Annotated in this window: 22 protein-coding genes and 4 pseudogenes; 11 read left to right on the forward strand and 15 right to left on the reverse strand. The window is 37.8% G+C overall.

All coding sequences use genetic code 11. The features are described 5' to 3' along the window. Positions 1-164: 164 nt before the first annotated feature. The 6 genes and pseudogenes from E4O01_RS09365 to E4O01_RS14665 form a co-directional block, all read right to left on the reverse strand. A complete protein-coding gene (locus tag E4O01_RS09365) occupies positions 165-446 on the reverse strand; it encodes a DUF6881 domain-containing protein (protein WP_253691942.1) in 282 nt (93 codons plus the stop codon). Between the two features lie 18 nt (positions 447-464). Beyond that, complete coding sequence (locus E4O01_RS14840) at positions 465-677, reverse strand: RHS repeat-associated core domain-containing protein (protein ID WP_371819650.1); 213 nt, start codon at positions 675-677, stop codon at positions 465-467. Between the two features lie 15 nt (positions 678-692). Continuing rightward, entirely contained in the window at positions 693-1,139 is a 447-nt protein-coding gene (locus E4O01_RS09370) for an Imm26 family immunity protein (protein ID WP_253691943.1), read from the reverse strand. Continuing rightward, positions 1,136-1,264: pseudogene (locus E4O01_RS14845) on the reverse strand (RHS repeat-associated core domain-containing protein); the annotation flags it as partial. The pseudogene E4O01_RS14845 and the gene E4O01_RS09370, both read right to left, overlap by 4 nt. A gap of 187 nt (positions 1,265-1,451) precedes the next feature. Continuing rightward, on the reverse strand, positions 1,452-2,537 hold the full coding sequence (locus E4O01_RS09375) for a hypothetical protein (RefSeq protein WP_253691944.1): 1,086 nt from the start codon (positions 2,535-2,537) through the stop codon (positions 1,452-1,454). Positions 2,538-2,892: 355 nt separating this feature from the next. Further along, positions 2,893-3,015 carry a hypothetical protein gene (locus E4O01_RS14665; protein ID WP_256484031.1) on the reverse strand — a complete coding sequence of 41 codons (123 nt, stop codon included), beginning with the start codon at positions 3,013-3,015 and terminating at the stop codon, positions 2,893-2,895. Positions 3,016-3,245: 230 nt separating this feature from the next. Here E4O01_RS14665 and rpsU point away from each other — a divergent pair, with 230 nt between their 5' ends. Further along, positions 3,246-3,455, forward strand: a complete 210-nt coding sequence (gene rpsU / locus E4O01_RS09380) for a 30S ribosomal protein S21 (RefSeq protein ID WP_002673965.1) — start codon at positions 3,246-3,248, stop codon at positions 3,453-3,455. A 58-nt stretch (positions 3,456-3,513) separates the two neighbouring features. On the opposite strand, the gene E4O01_RS09385 is transcribed toward rpsU, so the two are convergent. Further along, on the reverse strand, positions 3,514-4,902 hold the full coding sequence (locus E4O01_RS09385; protein ID WP_253691945.1) for an MATE family efflux transporter: 1,389 nt from the start codon (positions 4,900-4,902) through the stop codon (positions 3,514-3,516). Next, positions 4,902-5,831, reverse strand: coding sequence for a carbamate kinase (arcC, locus tag E4O01_RS09390; RefSeq protein ID WP_253691946.1), 930 nt, complete (start codon positions 5,829-5,831; stop codon positions 4,902-4,904). The genes E4O01_RS09385 and arcC overlap by 1 nt, the downstream gene beginning before the upstream one ends. A 152-nt stretch (positions 5,832-5,983) precedes the next feature. On the opposite strand from arcC, the gene selA reads away from it, so the two are divergent. The 3 genes from selA to uvrC are packed head-to-tail and all read left to right on the forward strand — an operon-like array spanning position 5,984 to position 10,920. Continuing rightward, positions 5,984-7,330: an L-seryl-tRNA(Sec) selenium transferase gene (gene selA / locus E4O01_RS09395; RefSeq protein WP_253691947.1), complete on the forward strand. Its 1,347-nt coding sequence runs from the start codon at positions 5,984-5,986 to the stop codon at positions 7,328-7,330. Between the two features lie 15 nt (positions 7,331-7,345). Then, on the forward strand, positions 7,346-8,974 hold the full coding sequence (locus E4O01_RS09400; protein ID WP_253691948.1) for an ATP-binding protein: 1,629 nt from the start codon (positions 7,346-7,348) through the stop codon (positions 8,972-8,974). Positions 8,975-8,976: 2 nt separating this feature from the next. Further along, a complete protein-coding gene (gene uvrC, locus E4O01_RS09405; protein WP_371819563.1) occupies positions 8,977-10,920 on the forward strand; it encodes an excinuclease ABC subunit UvrC in 1,944 nt (647 codons plus the stop codon). 191 nt (positions 10,921-11,111) lie between these two features. Here the strand turns inward: uvrC and E4O01_RS09410 are convergent, their stop codons facing one another. The 7 genes from E4O01_RS09410 to E4O01_RS09440 all read right to left on the reverse strand — a co-directional run bounded on the left by E4O01_RS09410 (position 11,112) and on the right by E4O01_RS09440 (position 17,050). Next, the gene (locus E4O01_RS09410; RefSeq protein WP_253691949.1) at positions 11,112-11,591 is read right to left on the reverse strand and encodes a hypothetical protein; all 480 of its coding nucleotides are present in this window, start codon (positions 11,589-11,591) and stop codon (positions 11,112-11,114) included. 88 nt (positions 11,592-11,679) lie between these two features. Further along, positions 11,680-12,681, reverse strand: a complete 1,002-nt coding sequence (locus E4O01_RS09415; RefSeq protein ID WP_253691950.1) for a hypothetical protein — start codon at positions 12,679-12,681, stop codon at positions 11,680-11,682. Positions 12,682-12,723: 42 nt separating this feature from the next. Then, positions 12,724-14,760 carry a TonB-dependent receptor plug domain-containing protein gene (locus tag E4O01_RS09420; protein ID WP_253691951.1) on the reverse strand — a complete coding sequence of 679 codons (2,037 nt, stop codon included), beginning with the start codon at positions 14,758-14,760 and terminating at the stop codon, positions 12,724-12,726. Positions 14,761-14,920: 160 nt separating this feature from the next. Beyond that, entirely contained in the window at positions 14,921-15,571 is a 651-nt protein-coding gene (locus tag E4O01_RS09425) for an energy transducer TonB (protein ID WP_253691952.1), read from the reverse strand. Further along, positions 15,555-15,959 carry an ExbD/TolR family protein gene (locus E4O01_RS09430; RefSeq protein WP_253691953.1) on the reverse strand — a complete coding sequence of 135 codons (405 nt, stop codon included), beginning with the start codon at positions 15,957-15,959 and terminating at the stop codon, positions 15,555-15,557. The genes E4O01_RS09425 and E4O01_RS09430 overlap by 17 nt, the downstream gene beginning before the upstream one ends. Next, positions 15,952-16,506, reverse strand: a complete 555-nt coding sequence (locus E4O01_RS09435) for a MotA/TolQ/ExbB proton channel family protein (RefSeq protein WP_253691954.1) — start codon at positions 16,504-16,506, stop codon at positions 15,952-15,954. Before E4O01_RS09435 ends, E4O01_RS09430 begins: the two co-directional genes overlap by 8 nt. Positions 16,507-16,570: 64 nt before the next feature. Then, positions 16,571-17,050 (reverse strand): hypothetical protein, encoded by a 480-nt coding sequence (locus tag E4O01_RS09440; protein WP_253691955.1) that lies wholly within the window; start codon positions 17,048-17,050, stop codon positions 16,571-16,573. A 149-nt stretch (positions 17,051-17,199) separates the two neighbouring features. On the opposite strand from E4O01_RS09440, the gene E4O01_RS09445 reads away from it, so the two are divergent. The 7 genes and pseudogenes from E4O01_RS09445 to E4O01_RS09475 form a co-directional block, all read left to right on the forward strand. Then, entirely contained in the window at positions 17,200-17,778 is a 579-nt protein-coding gene (locus tag E4O01_RS09445; RefSeq protein WP_253691956.1) for a hypothetical protein, read from the forward strand. Between the two features lie 96 nt (positions 17,779-17,874). Further along, positions 17,875-18,090, forward strand: a pseudogene (locus tag E4O01_RS14850) (RHS repeat-associated core domain-containing protein); the annotation flags it as partial. Continuing rightward, a complete protein-coding gene (locus E4O01_RS09455; RefSeq protein WP_253691957.1) occupies positions 18,091-18,414 on the forward strand; it encodes a colicin E5-related ribonuclease in 324 nt (107 codons plus the stop codon). Between the two features lie 2 nt (positions 18,415-18,416). Beyond that, positions 18,417-18,755: a hypothetical protein gene (locus tag E4O01_RS09460; RefSeq protein WP_253691958.1), complete on the forward strand. Its 339-nt coding sequence runs from the start codon at positions 18,417-18,419 to the stop codon at positions 18,753-18,755. A 43-nt stretch (positions 18,756-18,798) separates the two neighbouring features. Continuing rightward, a pseudogene (locus tag E4O01_RS09465) lies at positions 18,799-19,266 on the forward strand (RHS repeat-associated core domain-containing protein); the annotation flags it as partial. 10 nt (positions 19,267-19,276) lie between these two features. Next, positions 19,277-19,795, forward strand: coding sequence for a hypothetical protein (locus tag E4O01_RS09470; protein WP_036825747.1), 519 nt, complete (start codon positions 19,277-19,279; stop codon positions 19,793-19,795). A 348-nt stretch (positions 19,796-20,143) separates the two neighbouring features. Further along, positions 20,144-20,617, forward strand: a pseudogene (locus tag E4O01_RS09475) (RHS repeat-associated core domain-containing protein); the annotation flags it as partial. Between the last annotated feature and the right edge of the window lie 6 nt (positions 20,618-20,623).

The raw sequence follows: 20,623 nt of genomic DNA on the forward strand, positions 1-20,623 counted from the left end.
ACAAAAAGCTCTGAATCGTTAAACTTCAGTTTAAAAAAAACGGTCTCTTGCCGTTAATCGATTTGTCATACTATTCTCTCCAACTACAGTTGAAAAGTTTTATAAGATAATGCTTTTTTAAGCGGTTTCTTCTGCTGTTAAACCGGCATATTCCAAGGGACAGTTTATTCTGAATTACATCTCAACCATACATTACAGAACTCACTTTTAGGAATTTCTATTGTTTGCATAACTTCCGTTTCTTCTTCATAATTAAGCTCTTCAAGAGAAGGATATTTCCCCTCAACTAATCTATCTGAATTGATATAATTAGAATATAGGATATGATTACCATTTTTGAAAATCTCGACCTTCCTTACTTCGTATCCTTCTTTATCAATTTCAGAAAAAATATACTCCGGTTCATCTGTAAAACTGTGAAGCCAGTGAATTTTGAAATATTTCATATATCTATCCTCCGCATTTTATTTCACATCGTGAACGTATACATACAAAGTAGGATTGCCACTCGCCTGCCCTATCGGGTCTTGTGATATATAAGCACCTATCTCCTGGCTGTAATAACGCTTATAATTATATACTAATTCAGTCTCGGTATCAAGATATTGACCTTGATATAAAAAAACCGTCGATGTTCCGCCAAAGGTGGAAGAAAGAAAGCAGAAAAATGCTTCAATTGAAGCGTTTTTTAATTATTCAAATACCATTTTTAGAAAATTATTTATAGCTTCATATCCTGCATTTAACATTTTAGGAATTGTTTTTATTTCAGCATTATTTAATGGTCTTACCTCTTCGTCGCCTTTAAATAATTTGCCCCCAATATTGTGATACTGAAAATTATCACTTTCTTCAATTGTCAATTTTTGACTACCAATAATTTCCCATTCGCCTTTTTTTAGCTTTGTAATGTCAGTATAAAATACACTAATTAATCCGGTAAAAATCTGAACGGAAATATTTTGGGCGGTATCTATTATTTCTACAGCTTCTTCTTTTGTATCAACTAGCTTGTCTTTTACAATAAATGAAAAAGCATTCTTTGTCCTTTTTGAAATCCACAATACCTTACAAACAGCATATTTATCTTGATATGGTATAAGAAATACATCGCCAATTTTAACTTTAATATTCTTCATAATTTTATAAATCTAATTTTGAACCCAATCGGGTCTTGGCTTATGTAATTCCCTGTGTTTGGGTTGTAATACCTATATCTATTATTATACGCTAATTCGGTTCTTATATCAAGGTATTGACCTTGATATAAGAACGGACAATCTCACCTCAAAGAGCTCTTTGCAAAATTCCAAATTTTTCTCTAAAAAGTTGTTTTAATTCTAAAAACAGTAAAAGGCTCGGAGAATATCCCCGGCTTTACGCTTTTATTTCAAAATTTACAACCGGTTGTCTGATTGTTACAATCAGGACTTCCAATCCGGAGCATTACCTTAGTTGTAACAATTGTAAATATCATCTACATTGTTAACATCTTCAATTGTCATCCCATTGGGAAGTATTCCTGCATAAAGGAGCGTGTAAGTGTGAGTACGATACTCTTTTGATAACAAATTATAAAAATATAATTGTATTTCGGTTAGATTTTTTTTGTCAATTAATATCTCTTTACCAAGATGTTCTTGAAATAAAACACTACTCAAATCTTCTAACATAAACCTATGGGGTGGAAAATCTATTTCTTCATCAATGTTTAATTTTTTTATTGTATCGTATCCATTCATTATATTATTGACAGTGTTTTTTTGACATCTAAAATCTTTATGTAAAGTATCAATCATCATTGATGATGTTGCCAATACACATTCATAACCATTTCCCCATACAAATGAATGTTGTGTGGGTGTAGAAAGCGAATTAATTGCGAGTCTTTTGTCAAATTCCATTCGATTTATACATAAGCCCAAATTAGTAATACTATCCTGTTGAGTTATGTTTAAATTATGGATATTCAAATTGGGATTTTTGAAACTCATCAATCCACATGCAAAAAGAGACTCTCCTATATTTTGTAAGTTAATGTTATACATCAATGTTTCAAAAGTTTTTTGGCTGTCATCCAATGAGGACTTATAAAAAATAACTTCCGGTATTTGAGCTTCAATATTGTCAGGGAATACTCTTTTTACAAAAGATTGAAATCGTTTATAAAATTTAAACTCGTCAGAATATTGTAATGATAACTTTGGTGCAGTAACCTGATATTCTATAGGAGGCACCAAAATGCAATTTTCGTCTCGAATATACTCTTGAAATATATATCCTAAAAAATTTAAAATCTCAATTTTATATTGAATCTTTCCTTTTTGGAGTATATTGAACTCCATAACTTCAATTACAGGTTCTATTATATTATATATTTTATATTGATGTTTTATATTGGGCGCTAATTTGTTATAAAGGAAATATTCGATATCTTCTGACGAGTCTTCGGTAGAGAATAGATAATGTAATTGATAAGGTATCTCTTTAATTGCATCTTTGTACGGTGCTTGATAATATTGCCAATTAATATTCATTTTAGTTTTATTGTTTTAAGTATTTTTTGTTCTGAATCTCCCATTTTTCCAGGTATTGTTTTTGCTTTAGGACATGTCTTCCTTGTTCTTGAGTCAAGTAAACTTCCACCCGAATTATGAAGCCGCCAAGATGTTTTATTTAAAGCCGATAAATCAATCCAACTGTTCAGGCCGTAACACCTGTACCTATTATACGCTAATTCGGTTTCGGTATCAAGATACTGCAGTTTTACCTAATTCTCTTTCCCGAATAATTCTTTTTTTAAGAAGAGATACCTCTGTGTTTTGTAATTATAGGCAAAGGTTTGTCGTTTTCTATAATTCGGAATTGCCGTGATACTCTTGCCCATGTTTCTTATTGGCTTGAGTATTCATCCAATGAACTGAATTTTGTAATTAATAAGCTGCCGAAGCCTGAATCTGAGGAAGAAAAAGCTTCTTTAAATGCGATTAATTGAAGCATTTTTGAAAAGAACAAAAACTCCAAGCCGGAGGAAGTTTTAAATAAACTTTTGGAAGTTTTTGCAAACTACAAAAAAATTATAAGTCCTTACAATTCGGAAAATAAACTTCTTCGTTTTTTCGAGAATAAAATATTCATATAATTAAAAACTTCTCATGAATGTTAAAAAAAATCCTATTGACATTTTTTTATAATTTCTATATAATCGGCTTTTAATCCTAAAGCCGGAGGGGGTGAAAAGAGAAATGGCATATGTAACAATTGACGATTCAGAGCATCTTGAAAAAGCTCTCAAAAGATTTAAGCGTCAAGTCGAAAAAGAAGGTATTATCCGCGAATGGAAAAAGAAGGAATTCTACGAAAAACCTTCCACCGTTTTAAACAGAAAGAATAAGGCCCTCCGCCGAAAACTTATGAAAAAAACAAGACGCTCACGCGATTCAAAGAGCTATTAATGCAAAAAGAGCTTGCGGTTTTATCTTAAACCCAAGCTCTTTTTTTATGTCAAAGAGGTTATTTTTCAATTCTTGTCAAATTTTTGACCCAGCGTTCTTTTTTTAGCTGGATTTCGGCAAAGACAGCCTTCATTACACTGGTAAGCTTGGCGATTGCATACATCACGGGCGAAGACCAATCCGTAAGATAATACAATAAAAGCATACAGGGCATAAATAAAAATAAATTTACCGTAGTATCGACCCATACTCCCATGACGGCATCGCCTCCGGATCGGGCTATTGCATATTGGGTGTTTTGAAGAGTCCACACGGGCATATAAAGAGCGATAAAGATTATAAGAAGCCTTGTAACCTCATGGGATGCAGGGCTTAAACTTCTAAACACAATCGGAACCAGCATAATCGAAAAAAGCTCCAAAAGGGCAGTTCCCAGCCCGATTGCAAGAGCTCCGCTTTTAATCCAGCGCGCCTGCATTCTTGCTTCTTCCAAATTATTCCGTCCGAGAGTACCGCCTATTATAACGCCCACCGAAGTGCCTATCGCGGGAAAAATCAAAAAGAAGAGGTTGGCGATTGTCCAGCCCGCAGACATACCGGCTACAACCTCAGGGCCTCCTCGGCTGTTATAAACGGCAGTGGCTACTATCTCGCTCATAACCCAAGACATATCGGCAAAAAAGATGAGGGCCGACTTTTTAAAAATCTCATGGAAAAGATGGAGCTTGATTTTAAGCATCTCCTTTATCTTTACATAGAAAAAAGGCTTAATTTTTTTGGCATAAAGCACAAAGATTATAAGCTCGGCCGAGCGGGCAATAACCGTCGCATAGGCAGCTCCTGCAACCTCAAGCCTGGGTGCTCCAAGGTTTCCGTATATGAGCATATAGTTTCCGATAGTGTTTATAAGGGTCGAAACAAGGGATATATACATGGGCACCTTTACATTCCCCGTCTCGCGGAAAGAAGATGCTATTCCTATCGAAAAGGCTGTAGGAATAAAGGATAGGAGGATTACATCGCTGTAAATTACGGCCTGTTCGACTATTTCTTTTTTTGCAGCATTGCCGCTTACCAAAAGACCTAGCACAAGGTCGGGAACTGTAAGACAGACAACAAGAAGGGCAAGGGCGAAGATAAGGCCCGATATCTGCTTAAAGCGGTAGGCTTGCTGCATTCCTTCTTCATCCTTTGTGCCGTTGTACTGCGACATAAACATTCCGCCTGCACTGCAAAGAATATTGAGGCCGGTTATGTATACGAAGATAATTTGATTTGCAACATTTACCCCGCTCATCTTTAGGTCGCCAAGGTCTGCCACCATAAAATTATCTATAAGAGAAACCAGAGATTGAATAAAAAGCTGTACCATTACGGGTACAGCTAATTTTACGGCCGCTTTATAAAAAGAAAAAGGGCCAAAGCTCCGTCTTAAATTTGTAAACACTATTTGATTATCGTTCCGGATTTACCGTCGATTGCATCCTTTGCTTTTTCCAAGAGGGTAATAAGGGCATAGCCTTTTTTGTTCGATTCGGCAAATTGAATGGCGGCCTGAACCTTAGGCAGCATGGAGCCGGGGGCAAAGTGTCCTTCTTCGATGTATTTTTTTGCTTCTTCAACCGAAATTTCTGAAAGCCATTTTTGATCGGGCTTGTTAAAGTTGATTGCAACCTTTTCTACAGCGGTCAAGATGATAAGGCAGTCCGCATTTAAAAGCTGGGCGAGCTTAGCACTTGCAAAGTCCTTGTCGATAACTGCCGGCACACCGCAAAGAGAGTTTCCTTTTTTTACTACGGGAATACCTCCGCCTCCGCAGGTAATAACTATCTGGCCTGCATCGCAAAGAGCCCTGATGCTTTCGATTTCTGCAATATCTACCGGCTTGGGAGAAGCCACAACACGCCTGTAACCTCTGCCTGCATCTTCTACAACATTTTCGCCCTTAGCGATTAAAACATCGGCTTCTTCTTTGGTCATAAAACTGCCTATGGGCTTTGTAGGCTTTGAAAAGGCAGGGTCGGAAGGATCTACAAGAACCTGAGTTATTAGGGTCGCAACGGGTTTATTGACACCGCGGTTCAAAAGCTCTTCCCTTAAAGCGGCTTCCAAATCGTTCCCGATATAGCCTTGACTCATGGCAACGGAAACGGCAAGTTCCGGTTCCGAAGTTTTAGGATCGATTTTGTGGTATTCGGACATAGCCAAATGAATCATTCCGACCTGAGGCCCGTTTCCGTGAGAAACGATGACCTGATGACCTTCTTCGGCCAAGTCGGCAATGGCCTTTGCCGTAATCTTAACGGCCTTTCTTTGTTCTTCCAAATTATTTCCCAACGCATTGCCGCCCAAGGCAATAACAATCTTTTTAGGCATAGAATTCTCTCCTTAAAATAGAATTATTTCATTCAATCCGCCGATTATATAGGATTTTTTTGATTGTTTCAACAGCATGGTGAGAGCTTGTCAATACACCATAGGAATCTCCCTTCCTTGACAAGAGAGGCTTTCTATTCTATACTTCATCCATGGCAAAAGAAAATTCAAATCCGCTTGCAAGGATTCCGCAAGTCGAAAAACTTTTAAATGAAGATATATTAAAAAATACGGCAGCTCTTATCGGAAGGCCCTTTGTCGTAAAAACAGCCTCAGAGTATTTGGAAAACATACGCAAAAAGGCCAGGGCCGGAGGCGAGATACCTTCACTTGAGGCTTGTGCCGAAGAGATAAACAAGCTGTGCAGGCCCATAATCCGCACAAAAATCACACCCGTAATAAATGCAACGGGAATCATCCTGCATACAAACCTAGGCCGCTCTCCCCTCCCTCAAACAGTTTGGGATAGGGCAAAGGAAACCGCCTCAGGCTATTCTTCTATTGAAATGGATTTACGCGACGGCAACCGCGGAAAGAGGTTCGAGTTTTTAAACGACTGCATGAGCCTTTTGACCGGAGCCGAGGATGCCCTCATATTGAACAACAATGCGTCGGCGGTTTTTTTAATGCTGAAGGCCCTCGCAGGCGGAAAGGAAGTTATAGTTTCCCGCGGTCAGCAGGTTCAAATAGGCGGCGGCTTCCGAATCCCTGAAATCTTGGAGATGGCAGGCTGTAAACTCGTCGAGGTCGGCACGACAAATATCACAAGCCTTAAAGACATTCAAAAAGCAATAAACGAAAACACGGCTATGGTGCTCTGGGTTCACACCTCAAACTACAAGATACGCGGCTTTACGGAACAGCCCTCCGTTTCCGAAATCAAAAGCATCCTTCCGCAAAACATAATCCTTGCAGTGGATCAGGGCTCGGGAAACCTGTCCTTAAATGTTCCCGAAGAACCGACAGTTTCTTCTATTATAAAAGAAGGAGCAGACCTTGTTTGCTTTTCGGGAGACAAGATTTTGGGCGGCCCGCAGGCAGGCTGGATTGTCGGCAAAAAAGAGCTCGTTCAAACCGTAGCTAAAAATCAGCTCATGCGTACCTACCGCGTAGGACGGGCTGTCGCAAGCCTCATGCAGGAAAGCCTCATCCTCTATTTAAACGGAGGGGAGTCGGCAGCTCAAAGAGCTCTTTCTTTAGACCAAAAGAAAATAAAGAAGCGTGCCGAAAAAATCATTTCAGGCATAAAAAACGGAGCGGGCGAATTGGTTCAAAAAAACTTTTCTCTCGGAGGAGGCAGCACTCCGGACACGGGATTCAGCTCTTGGGCCGTAAAAGTAAATAGTAAAATGCCTTGCGAAAAACTAAAAAAACTTTTACGCGAAATGCCGATTCCGATAATAGGCTTTATCGAAGATGATTCTTTTTACATTCATCCTGCAAGCATCGAAGAAAAAGACGATGAGTATGTAATCGAATCTTTGAACAAGTGTTTGTAAGTATAGGAGGAGCTTATGCTTGATTTGTCCAGAAAACTTCCCATAGGTGTTCAAAGTTTTGAGGTCATGCGGAACGATAAATTTATCTATGTAGATAAAACCCAATTTATTTTTCGGCTGGTACATTCAAATCGAGTTTACTTTTTAAGCCGTCCCCGCCGTTTTGGAAAAAGTCTTTTTCTTTCTATGCTCAAGGCCTATTTTTTGGGGCAAAAAGAACTTTTTAAAGGATTGTATATCGAAAAAGCGGAAGAAGAAAGGAACCTAAAAACAGGCGAAGCAAGCTGGCAGAAATATCCTGTTCTTTATTTTGATTTTAACACAAAAAATTACGTACGAACCGAGTCGCTTATAAGTATTATAAACTTGCATCTTGATTTGATAGAAGAAACCTATAATCTCAGAAAAACATCAGGAGATGTTGAGCTCAGGTTTATGCAGATAATTTTATCTCTTCACAAGCAGACAGGCAAACAAGTTGTTATCCTTGTCGATGAGTATGACAAACCGCTTTTGCAAACCATGGAAGTAAACGAAAATTTGAATGAAGAATACCGCAACATTCTCAAAGCTTTTTATTCGGCGATAAAGACTTGCGACCAGTATATAAGATTTGCTTTTTTAACAGGAGTTACAAAATTCAGCAAGGTAAGTATTTTCAGCGATTTGAATAATCTAAAAGATATAAGCATGCTGAACGATTATGCAGAAATTTGCGGCATTACACAAAATGAGATGGAAACCGTTTTCAATGTAGAAATTGAAAAGCTTGCAAAAGTCAATAATATGAGCATGACTGAAACACTAAAAGAACTAAAAAACAGCTATGACGGTTATCTCTTTACCGGCGGCGGACAGGCTGTATACAATCCTTTTAGTATTCTAAATACTTTTGACTCTTGTGAGTTTAAAAACTATTGGTTTGCAACAGGTACTCCGACTTTTTTGGTAAACTATCTAAAAAAAACACAATATAATATTCAGGATTTAGACGGAAAGATAGAACTTGATGAAGCCGGTTTAACGGATTATAGAGCTGATTCGGCTTCTCCGATTCCTATTCTTTTTCAGGCAGGATATTTAACGATCAAAAGCTATAATACAAAATACAAACTTTATACATTGGGATTTCCTAATGATGAAGTACGCTATGCTTTTTTAAATAGTCTCCTCCCGGCCTACTCAAGTCTGGATTCAACTACAACAGCCTATTCGATTAAAGAATTTTCAAAAGATATTGAGGAAGGAAATGCCGAATCTTTTATGCAAAGGCTGAAAGCAATAATATCGGGTATCCCGTATGATAATTTGGGTACTAATTTAAACGAAGAAAAAATTAAACTGAGGGAGCAAAACTACCAAACGGCAGTCTATCTTGTATTTAAGTTGATGGGGCAATTTGTCGAAACGGAAGTTCAATGCTCAACAGCCAGGGCTGACTGTGTGGTAACTACAGAAGATAACGTCTATGTATTTGAATTTAAAATTGACGGATCAGGAACTGCCGAAACGGCATTAAATCAAATAAAAGAAAAAGCATATACCGAGCCCTACAATACAGGGAATAAGAAAATCATTGCAATAGGTGTAAGTTTCGATCAAACCTTAAAAACCATCAAAGAGTGGATCATTGAAAAATTATAAATATGGAAGAACCTTTATCTATCGAAAAAACCACCATTCGCGAAAAACTTCATGCGGTTGCTCTCTCGGCTCCGAAAACGAGCGGGGTTTATCTTTGGAAGGATAAGGCCGGGGCAGTCATCTATGTGGGAAAGGCAAAGTCGCTTAAAAACCGCCTGAGTTCTTATTTTACATCGAACAGGGATATTAAAACCCGCATCCTCGTTTCACGTGCCGATTCAATCGAGTACATTCAAACCGATAACGAGTATGAGGCACTCCTCCTGGAAAACACCCTCATCAAAAAACACAAGCCGAGGTACAATATAAATCTTAAAGACGGAAAAACCTATCCCGTCTTAAAATTAACCAATGAAGAATTCCCGAAAGTTTACCGCACGCGGAACATTAAAAATGACGGCTCAAAATATTTCGGGCCATTCCCAAATGTTTCGGCAGTCGATATGTTTTTGACCCTGATAAAACATAATTACACCCTGCGTCAATGTAAGCGGTTAAAAAAGCGGGATACTCCCTGCCTTTATTTTCATATCGGAAGATGTAAGGCTCCATGCTGCGGCAAGATAAGCGCAGAAGAATACGGAAAGGATATAGAAGAAATTACCCTGCTTTTGGAAGGCGAAATAGAGGATGTTTCTAATGCCTTAAAAGAAAGAATGAAAGAGGCCGCAGAAAAACAAGAGTTTGAAAAGGCAGCCCGTCTCCGTGACGGAATACAGGCAGTCTATGCTCTCCGCGGACAAAACATAGTTCAGGACATGGATCCCGAAAGCCGCGACTATATTGCATGGGCCTTTGAAGGAGCCATGATCAGCATAGCTGTTTTAAAGATGAGAAATGGACGCCTCGTCGGGCGGGATCTTTACCGTTCGCACAGCTTAAAAGAAGAAGGCGAAATACTATCCGAGTTTGTATCGGCTTATTATGTTTCGGCAAACGAGGTTCCGCCTAAAATCTTTATTCCTCAAGCCGCCGACGGAAACGCCCTCATCGAAAAATGGCTTAACGAGGAGCTTCACGCAAAGACAAGGATAAGCATTATTCCCTTAGAGGAAATCGAAGAAGCGGCGGACAAGACACCTGAGTACAAGTCCAACGAGGAAGCCCGGCGGGCTGCTATGCATGCGGCTCAAGGAGAGCCTCTCGATCTTTCTCCGGCTGAAATTAAACACCACAAGGCCGCACTGAAAATGGCCCGCTTTAATGCAAAAGAAGATGCCCTGCGCCGTCTAAGGGAGCAGGGAGATTTTGCTGCAGTTGAGGACTTACAAAAAAGACTCAACCTGCCCTGCCTTCCGCAGCGTATCGAGGGCTTCGACATTGCTCACCTCGGCGGAACCTTTACTGTGGCGGCTCTTATTTCTTTTAAAGAAGGAAATCCCGATAAAAAGAATTACAGGATATTCAGGCTGAAAAACACAGACGGCATAATCGATGATTATGCTTCGATGAGGGAGGTAATAGCCCGCCGATACACCCGCCTTGTAAACGAAGGAGCAGATCTTCCCGACCTAATCCTGATAGACGGAGGCTTGGGACAGGTAAATGCTGCAAGCAAAATCATAGGAGCCCTGGACCTTAACATTCCTGTTATCGGCCTCGCCGAAAAAAACGAAGAAGTTTATTTTCCGCATAATTCAGAGCCCATCATACTGCCGAGAAGAAGCGATGCCCTCCGCCTCCTTCAAAGAATCCGGGATGAGGCCCACCGCTTTTCGAACACGAGAAACAATAAGCTCAGGCGGGCAAACAAACTTAAAACCGAATTTGAAAACCTCCCCCACATCGGCAAAAAAAGAGCCAATGCTTTGCTAAAGGCTTTCGGCAATATGGAAACCTTAAAGACGGCTACAGCCCAAGCTCTTTCGGAAGCCGTAAAGATTTCTTTAAAACAGGCAGAAGAAGTGTTGGCGGCGATTAAAAATGTACCTCCTGTACATTTTTAATCTTAGAGTTTTGCTTTCAGCAAAACTCTCCAAGGTTGGAACCACCGACATCCGTGCCGGTTATAAAAGAAACTTTTCGTGATAAATCAACTTTTTATCATATTTAAAAAGGCTGTCCAAAAGTTTTGGACAGCCTTGTGTTCCGCCTTGAGCGGACTGTAAAACCGTTTCAGAATAATTAGCTGATTATGCTAGTATCCATAGTCATTGTTATAGTTTTTTCCCTTTACACAGTTTCCTTCGGTACCCATCTTTTCAATCCAAGCCTTACAACTGAACGGTTTTTTTGTAGTGTCGATTGTAAGTCTAACATTGGGCTTATTGTCTTTATTTTTTTGGTCATCGTAACAGTTGACAGTCCATATTCCGTTTCCTTCATCTTTAAATATAAGAAACGGAAAGTCCTTTCCCATAATATTGCTGTGCAATTCGATTTTGTCAGCCTTTAAGACGATACACATTTCAGGTTTTAGGGGGCCGACCTGCATATCTCCCCAATACGAGCCGTAAAGTTCTTTCTGTTCTATAACTTTCGGAACAGCCGGAGGAGGTGTGGATTTATCACTTTCCCCATTGACTGCAGGGGGTGCAGACTGTATCGGCTGGGAACAACTTGTAAAGCCGATGAAGATGACAGCTAATACTGTCATAACAAAAAATACCTTTCTCATAAAAATCTCCTATAAATATTGATTAATTTTAAATATCTATTTATAAAAACTTCTTCATAAAACCTCTTTATGAATTTGATGCCCTGTGTTACTTGCTTCTAAAAACTTCGGCAACAGGAAAGGGCATTTTACCCGGATGGAACGATATACGCAGTGTTAATTTTCCGTTTTCAAGTTTACCGAGAAGCTCAAGATGGTTTAATGTTACAGTTGAACCGTCAAGCTTTTTTGCCTGAGCAGTGCCTCCTGTAAGTTTAAGATAAGCAATATTTCCGTCTTTAAAAACCTGAACATCGGGAATATCAAAGGCATCAATAGACATTTCCGGTGTAGGAGCGGCTGTACGGTGTACTTTTACCGTTACCGTATGCGAATCCGGCATTCCTTTGGTAATACCCATTACCGGTGTAATTTCTTTACCGTCGGAATCTTTTCCGCACGAGCCGTGCTCCCGCAATAACCTTCCCCCCTGTCCTACAAAGGTGTCAAAACTTCCTTCATACGAAGCTGCACCCTCCCAATCGGCTGCAAGTGCAGTGCCCGGAACTAGAATCAGTACATCCTGAATACTTGGATCAAACTTCATTTCTGGTGCGTCGGTGTTTTTCGGAATTGATACCTGTTTTTTCAAGGGCACGCGTGTGTTTTTCATCGCTTCAATATCGGTAAGACCGTCGTCTGTAAGCAAGATAACAATTTCATCCAGTGAGTTTATACCGACTTGCACGGCCATCCCCGCCTTTGATTTGTCTTTCCGTATCCATGCATCACGCTCTCCGGCAGAAAACCAATAGAGTGTGTAATTGGCTTTCGAATTTTTAACGGCATAATAATAGAACTGATTATCACTCATACCATTTACGTTCATATTCCAATCTGCCCGATTTTCATCATAAATGATAAAAGACGGTATTAGTGTAGTGCCGCTTGAGGCAGTAATATTTCCGTAAAATGTATACCCATAAATCTCGGAAAGATCGTAATCTTTTAAGTCCTGCACGCCTTGTGCACAGGATACAAGCGAAATGATCAGCAATACAATTAAGATCAAACCAACTGTCCCATTAATAGAACGCTGTATGTTTTTCATAAAAAACCTCCTTAGAAAACTTTTATAAAAATTTTCTATAACTTAATTTTTAAACGTATATTTTCCGCCGATGCGCAAAACAATACCGTCATTCAGACCGTAATATTGTTTTTGCGTTTCGTTGTTTGTTCCTTTTTTAAAGTGGATATTATTGAGCATATTATCCAAAGCAAAGTATACTTCAAACGTATCGTCAAAAAATTTCTTCGAAATATCCAAGCCCGCCATAAGATAGTCGGGCGTATAGTAGTTTGTTTTTGCACTTAAAAGTTGCGGCGAATTCCATTGCATATTAAGGGCGATTTCCGTTTCGATAACGGGAATAAGATATGCTGCATGAACCGTTACCCGATGCGTAACCCGTAAAGCAAGGTTTTCCCAACGGGAAGCCGGGGTATCAAAAAATTTTGCACCCGTATAGGCATATCCTATCTTTGTTTTAAATCTGTCAAGTTCAGTTCTTATTAAAATGTCGCCGCCGTATGTTATTGCTTTATCTACATTTCGATATTCGCGTATTTGCGGTGACGATAAACTATCGGTAACGACGCTGTCAATTAAGTCACGAATGTAATTAAAATATCCGCCGGCAGAAACGGTAAAAAGATTTTTTACATTCTGCTCAACTCCGATATTAAAGCTGTGAGATTTTTCGGGAATAAGTTTAGGATTACCGTAAAGAATAAAGTTGCCTAAACCGGGGGCATAGTTATGTCTGAAAATCCAATATTTTTCTTTTAAAGAAGGAATCTTATAACCCATTCCATAACTGAACCTAAAAGCAGTAGTTTCAGTCGGGTTGTATTTTATGCTGAACTTGGGCGTTCCCATGTAGATAGCTCCGCTCCCCTGAATACTCGGTGCAAGGGTAAAGCGTCCGCCCGGAACGAGTATCAGTTTTCCGTCAAAAAGAGAAATTACATCCTGTATAAACAAGGCCGTTTCCAAAGCATACTTTCTTTTTTGAAATGCCGTACCGTTCATTGATGTAAGCATTACATTTACACCGAATGTCAAATCATTGACGGTATTCGGTATCCAGTGAGCACGCATATCAAACTCGGCATCAAAGGCATTGTAACGTGTTTCTCTTGAAGATGAGTAGATACCGGCCTTTACATTGTATGCGGTATTCAAGAAGTATAATTTTCCTACAATAAAGCTGTCAAGATAAAATTTTTCTCCTTGAATGTATTTTCCGGTAAACCCAACTTCTCCTCGCTGCGATATATATGTCATATCGGATCCCTTGTCAAAGCCGGTTTTTGTGTAGTTGCTTACTTGTTTTGAACCTGTATACAAACCGTATAAACCGGCTGATCCCCACGAATCATTCCAAGTAAGCGTGTCACGGACAAATCCTTGCAGTTTTTTTGCATTTTCGTAATAGTCGATTTTTCCTGCCAGGGCATCGTGTATACTCTGTTTTTTGCCGGGATTATAATCAAAGCTGCCGGCCAATGAATTTGACAGATGCGTACCTGCAATGTAAAGGTTCCCAGCAGTATAATTTTTCCAGCCTAATATCAACGGCATAAAACCGATTTCTTCGGTAATGCCTCCTGTTATTTTAATCTTAGACTTTTCGTTGTTTTCGATATTTTTCTGTTCTAAATCCGGCTTTTCCCGTTTTGTTATAATATTGATAACGCCGCCCATAGCCCCGCTTCCATATAAAACAGAATCAGCACCTTTGATAACTTCAATGCGTTCTATGTTTTCGACGGAAATCTGAAAAATAGGCGTTGCTCCGGATATATCGGTTGAAACACTTACCCCATCTATCATGATTTTTACATATCCGTTACCAAGCCCCTGCATAGTTACGGATTCATTGGCATTTCCTGCTGTAGCAGTATTTACATTAACATCAGGCAATGCTTTTAAGGCATCACCTACCGTTTTGGCGCCCGACTTCCGTATATCTTCATCTGTAATTGTTCTTTTTTGCTCAATCGAATCATCGATCTCTTGCTCAATCTTATCCGCATTAACAGTAATAACATCATCTTCCGTTTCTTGCGAAAACAAAAACGGCATGCATAAACATACAATGCAAAAAATAATAAATCGTTTCAAATAATCATCCTTTTAGTTAGTCTTAGCTAACACGCAGTCTAACAGATTTTTTTATTTTATGCAATAGGATTTAAAAAAAAATATAAAAATATAGATTGTAAGAGATATAATTAAAAAAATACTGTAATGTGAAAAAATTTCTTTTTAACATAAACTTTAACTATTTTAAAGAAAAATCCATAATAAAGGTAAGAGTCATAGCGCTCATACCGTCGGTCATTTTTTTAAAAGGTGAAGCTTTTTTAATTGAGGTAAGACATGCATTGTTTAGGATTTCGTATTTAGACGGCTCAAGAATATCTGCTTGAGCAAGCTTACCATCAGGATTGATGACAATACGTACACGTACTTTTCCTTCAAAACCGTTTGAGCGTGCTCTATACGGATATGTCTTTTTTGAAGCAATACGGCCGAGCGCATAGGATTTATAGGTTGCAACAGCTTTCGGGTCTTGAGCACGGGAAAATGAATCTTCATCACCGGGCACGGATGAGGCGTCACTTGCATTGCTCTCGTTTGCTTCCGAAGCATCATCAGGTGTTTCTTCCGGCTCCTCCGGCGTTTCGGGAACAGGTTCGGTAGGCGGTGCCGGAATTATGGGAGCGGTTTTCGGCTGTATGTTTTGTTTTTGCACAGCAGGAGACACTTTTTTCGGAATACGTCTTACTATATGTACTTCCGACATTGTCTGGATCGCACTGTCGGAAATGCTTGATATTGCCGCACTACTTCTTATGTTCCATACAGGTAAGCAAAACAATACGGCAACAAGAATTATCGTGCAAACTGCAGAGCTAATCCAGCGGGTCATGCACAATTCCGATGCGGCTTATTCCTACCGCCTGTATTTTTGTTAATATTTGCACAATCCGCTCAAAATCAACCGTCCGTTCGCATTCAAGAGACAGAGCAAGTTCACTGTTCTCTTGATACAGGACGGTAAGTTCGGCTTGCAGTGCTTCAAGTGTAATGGCATTACCGTCCAATTCTATTGCGTCCGCAGTAACAGCAAGAACCTTTGTTGTGTTTTGTTCCTGTGTCGTGTCTTCGCTTTGCGGCAAATCAAGCGGTAAAGAGCTTCTTTTAAATTGAGTAGATACCATAAAAAAGATGAGCAGAATAAAAATAACGTCGATAAGCGATGTAATGTTTACAACAAGTTCCTCGTCATGGCGGGATAAAGAATCGACTTTAAACATCGCTTACCTCCATGTTTTCCCGCACTGTTTTTTCGTATTCTTCACCATACAGCTCAATAAACATCATGCGTTTTTCAATAATGCGCTTAAACATGCGATAACACAGCAAGGCGGGAATCGAAATGATCATGCCGAATGCTGTAGTAAGCATCGCTTCCCAGATGCCGCCGGATAAGTCTTGAATATTTACTGCAGCACCTACCTCCGCCATTTTCGCAAATGAACCTATAAGTCCTGTAACCGTACCCAATAAGCCTATTGACGGTGAAACTGCACTTATAAAATTGAGCAGCCACAATCCACGGTTCATTTCATAATACAAAATCGTACTTTCTTTTATAAACTCTTTTTGTTGCTGAAACTCCGGCAAATCTGAAAACGCAGCAGCCTTCGATTGCAGCCGTTGGAGTACATCATTTTTTGAACCTTTCCGCGTTTGAAAAAAATATATGCTGCGCTCAAGGCACTGGCAAAAACAAAAACATAAGATAGCGGAAAGCACCCAGTTGAGAGGTCCGCCTAAATTAATAAATTCAATCAATTTCATAATTATCAAGAGAACATAATATCACATTTTAAAAAAACAATCTACAGGAATTTGTAAGAAATTTCTAACAAACCGTATAAAGAATTTCAGCCATAGGATCCGATCCATAAAGCTTTTTAATTTCTTCTAAAGTTTTGTGAAATTCATCCGTATTTTCTACAAACTTTTTTAAAGAAAAAACGGTATTTCCTCCATTGGAATAAAGCAATAAAATTTCTTTTTTTTTGTAGTTTGCAAAAACTTCTAAAAGTTTATTTAAAGCTTTCTCCGGCTTAAGGTTTTTGTTCTTTTCAAAAATGCTCCGATTAATCGCATCTAACGAAGCGTTTTCTTCCTCAGATTCAGGCTGCGGCACCTTATTAATTGCAAAATTCAATTCATTGTATGCGTACTCAAGCCAATAAAAAACATGGGCAAGAGTATCGCGGCAATTCCAATTATCATAAACCGACTGAACCAGTTCCTCTTTGTATTTTTCAAAAAATGCGTTTATACAGTCTATTGAAAGGTCCAATTCTTTTTCTAATCTTTTTTGTGTAATCATATTCACTTCTTAATTATAGAAAACGGCAAACCTTTGCCTATAGTTACAAAATACAGAAGCATCTCTTTTAAAAAATTATTCGGGAAAGAAAATTAGGTAAAACCGTACTATCTTGATATAAAACCGGCTCGGTGTATAATGTATATGCAATGAATTACTTTATAATGAATTTTACCGGAGAAAGCAAGGTTTGGAAGGGATATTTTCCGTTTGCTTACGGATTTGTTTATCAAGAAAACAGAAATGTAGATTTTTGTAAAATCTATCGTAATAAAAATTTACAAAATTTAAAAATTCAAGCCTTACATCAAGGAGGAGAGGTAGTTAGGGACATTGCCTTGATAAAAGGAAAAATGCCTTTATTTTGTAAAATAAGCGATGTATTTTTAATCCGCGAAGATATTTTTAAGAAAGAGCTATTTCAGAATTTATACGGAATAGAATTTTTTGATGTAGAAGCGGAAGGTATTTTTCCTTTTAAATATAAAATGTTATCATTTAAAAGCGTATTAAATTGCATTGACTTTGAACAATCGGTAAGAAAGCAATTTGATTTTCTCAGTAAAATAGTCTTGGATAAATCCAAAATTCCGGAAAACATTAACGGTTTTTTCTTGTCTGATTGGGATATTTACGGAGGCTTTCGTTGCATTGTAGATGATAAGTTAAAGAGTGCCTTATTACAATTACATAAAGCCTCTGATTTTATTAAATTTAAAATGGTGTAGAGGTGCTGACAAATATGTGTCATCAGCGACCACTTAGGCACACCGATTTTAGCTGCCGACGAACAAGGCAATAAAGTATGGGAACGAGAGCTTGACATTTACAGCAGAGTACGTAAAGAAAAAGGCGAAAAGGGTTTTTGTTGTTTTTTATATCAAGGTCAATATCTTGATAACGAGACTAAATTAGCGTATAATAGGTACAGATACTACGCCCCAAGTACAGGCTCATACATAAGTCAAGACCCGATAGGGTTAGTTGGTGGAAATCCTACATTGTATGCTTTCGTAAAAAATGTAAATACGGAAGTGGATGTGTTTGGATTAAATTGTGAAAATAAAAAAGAAAGAGAAATTATTATAGATGATAAGATTAGACGTCAAATGGATGAGAGAGGCTGGAGTGAAGAGGAAATACGATTGTTAGCCAGCTCAGATGCCACAGGGGCTTCTATAGATAGACGTAGCCCTAATAAAACTTCTGATGGATTAGGAAGAAACGATACTGCTTCAGTTTTTGGAAATGATACAGCTTATATTGTAGTAAATGACAGAACAAATGAAGTTGTACAAATTAGTGATAAAAATGATACAAATTGGATTGCAGACAGCAGAATAAATTGGTTTGATAAATCTTAGATATGAATACAAAAGTTGATAGAAATAAGCGATATGAAAATTTTATACTGTTTTTTGAGTTAGATGGTAATAGTATTATGAAACTATCATCTTTAGCTGCTATTGATGTTTGTAAAGAATGTTTTCGTAGAGAAATGTATGTTTGGAGAATAGAAGGAGGCGTTTGGCATAATCCTGGTTTTGAAGCCCGAATTGATTGTATTTGGGACAGCTATTTTGACCCTAAAAGTAATTCCAACCCTTCCATAGAAGATAATAATAGATTAGCAGAAGAGTTTGTAAAAGAGGAAATGGTAAATCATGATGTTTTTATTGTAACGATTTATGAAGAAAATAAATAACCATTTAGGTATTTGAGGACTTTTTCACCTATTCCGTTATCAAGGTCAATACCTTGATACAGAAACTGAATTAGCGTATAATAGGTACAGATATTACGACCCAAGTACAGGCATATACATAAGCCAAGACCCGATAGGGTTAGCGGGCGGTAATCCTACACTATATGGGTATGTGAAAGACCCGAATACTTGGGTTGATGTGTTTGGGTTGGATTGTAGTAATAATAAACGTTATACAGAAGACCAGCAGGCATTAGTTGATTTAGTTAATGAGCAATTGTCTATAAATCAAGCTATAACTGGCAGAAGAACTTTAACTAATGAACAAGCTAATATAGTATTAGAATTAGGAAGGGAGGTAAATTCAACCGCTTCTAATCCTTATAAAGTATTAGACCATAGATTTGATAGTGGAAATAATCCACTGCCAGGTCACTATAGGAATGAAGGACAAACGGGTCATATTCATATAGCTAATGCAGGAAAAGGTCATGTAGGCGTAGATAATTAGATAAACAAATATGAAATGGTTTACAATAACTAATAATCCACACAATAATTATTGTGGCTTTGACCGAAGTTATTCTGCGTGGAAAGATGAAAAATATTATAAGTTTAATATTATTCAAGATTACTTAGTTGAGGATAATAATAGTAAAGAACTTATTAATTACTATCATTCCAACAAACTCAATTTAAAGAAAAATAAATTAATTTGTATAAGTAATGAAGAATTTGAAAATGATAATTTTAACTTTATAGGTTTTGACTGTGGCTATTTTCAGGATGTGCAAGATGGCTTTTATATAGGTTTTTCCTCAATAGCGAATGAAGTTGTCAGAATGAATAATGAATTCTGTCACAGATACAGCAAATATTTAAATAGATATCTTTTATTTCAAAATATTGAAGATGCTGTACTGTATAGAAACGAAAGGGATAATATCTTATTAGAAAATAAATACCATCTTGAAGATGCTTTTGAAGATTTTACAATTATGTATATTTACTTGTATAATAGCGAATTTGATATATTATAAATTAATGCTTTAAAGCCCCTTGAAATCTTAGTTTTACTTCTTTAGGATTTTATAATAACCAATCTACAGATCCCAGCTTATTTTTAGAACCTTACTTTGGATTATTTCCTTGGGACGGATATTATAAAGATGATTATGTTGAGAGCGAATTATTGCCTAATACGAAAATTAGAGATGATATTAAATTTTTAAAAGATTTTTCTACGGAAGAACTTAAAAAAATGCTCCCAGCTAATAGCCCAAAACTTATGCAAAGATTAAAAGAAGAAATGATATAATGCCAGAGGCTTAAAGAAAAGAAACCAAAGAAAACTCTAACTTTGTACCGCTGAATTAGAGGGACTTTACTATAACCGGTACAGGTGGTATAATTCGAACACAGGCACATACATAAGTCAAGACCCGATAGGGCTGGCGGGGAATAACCCAACATTGTATGGGTATGTCCACGACCCGAATAGTTGGGGTGATGTGTTTGGGTTGGATTTGCATCATTTAATACCTAATGCAATAGCCAAAAAATATAACTTGAATAACAGAACAATTCCTGGATATGTTCAAAATAGAAATAAAAAAGGAATAGATAAATCCAATTTGATAAAACTAGATAAACCTTTTCACGGAAATCACCCTGCGTATAATCAGTATGTAGATTCTCAGATTATGGCAATGGGTGATAATATTACAGCAGATTCTCTTCATGCTCTACAAGATAGATTAAGAAAAGAGATAAAAGACTACGAGGATAAATACAATAAAGAAAAAGACGATAGTAAAAAAGAAAACCTAAACAATGTTTATAAGAAAAAGTGTCCAAAATAGGTAAAA

Source organism: Treponema sp. OMZ 790 (assembly GCF_024181285.1).
In the GTDB taxonomy this organism is placed as follows: Bacteria; Spirochaetota; Spirochaetia; order Treponematales; family Treponemataceae; genus Treponema_B.

Excerpts from the sequence above, each read along its gene's own strand:
- E4O01_RS09365 (WP_253691942.1), bottom strand. The coding sequence starts at position 446 with ATGAAATATTTCAAAATTCACTGGCTTCACAGTTTTACAGATGAACCG.
- E4O01_RS09370 (WP_253691943.1), bottom strand. The coding sequence starts at position 1,139 with ATGAAGAATATTAAAGTTAAAATTGGCGATGTATTTCTTATACCATAT.
- E4O01_RS09375 (WP_253691944.1), bottom strand. The coding sequence starts at position 2,537 with ATGAATATTAATTGGCAATATTATCAAGCACCGTACAAAGATGCAATT.
- rpsU (WP_002673965.1), top strand. The coding sequence starts at position 3,246 with ATGGCATATGTAACAATTGACGATTCAGAGCATCTTGAAAAAGCTCTC.
- arcC (WP_253691946.1), bottom strand. The coding sequence starts at position 5,831 with ATGCCTAAAAAGATTGTTATTGCCTTGGGCGGCAATGCGTTGGGAAAT.
- selA (WP_253691947.1), top strand. The coding sequence starts at position 5,984 with ATGGCAAAAGAAAATTCAAATCCGCTTGCAAGGATTCCGCAAGTCGAA.
- E4O01_RS09400 (WP_253691948.1), top strand. The coding sequence starts at position 7,346 with ATGCTTGATTTGTCCAGAAAACTTCCCATAGGTGTTCAAAGTTTTGAG.
- uvrC (WP_371819563.1), top strand. The coding sequence starts at position 8,977 with ATGGAAGAACCTTTATCTATCGAAAAAACCACCATTCGCGAAAAACTT.
- E4O01_RS09410 (WP_253691949.1), bottom strand. The coding sequence starts at position 11,591 with ATGAGAAAGGTATTTTTTGTTATGACAGTATTAGCTGTCATCTTCATC.
- E4O01_RS09415 (WP_253691950.1), bottom strand. The coding sequence starts at position 12,681 with ATGAAAAACATACAGCGTTCTATTAATGGGACAGTTGGTTTGATCTTA.
- E4O01_RS09425 (WP_253691952.1), bottom strand. The coding sequence starts at position 15,571 with ATGACCCGCTGGATTAGCTCTGCAGTTTGCACGATAATTCTTGTTGCC.
- E4O01_RS09430 (WP_253691953.1), bottom strand. The coding sequence starts at position 15,959 with ATGTTTAAAGTCGATTCTTTATCCCGCCATGACGAGGAACTTGTTGTA.
- E4O01_RS09435 (WP_253691954.1), bottom strand. The coding sequence starts at position 16,506 with ATGAAATTGATTGAATTTATTAATTTAGGCGGACCTCTCAACTGGGTG.
- E4O01_RS09440 (WP_253691955.1), bottom strand. The coding sequence starts at position 17,050 with ATGATTACACAAAAAAGATTAGAAAAAGAATTGGACCTTTCAATAGAC.
- E4O01_RS09445 (WP_253691956.1), top strand. The coding sequence starts at position 17,200 with ATGAATTACTTTATAATGAATTTTACCGGAGAAAGCAAGGTTTGGAAG.
- E4O01_RS09460 (WP_253691958.1), top strand. The coding sequence starts at position 18,417 with ATGAATACAAAAGTTGATAGAAATAAGCGATATGAAAATTTTATACTG.
- E4O01_RS09470 (WP_036825747.1), top strand. The coding sequence starts at position 19,277 with ATGAAATGGTTTACAATAACTAATAATCCACACAATAATTATTGTGGC.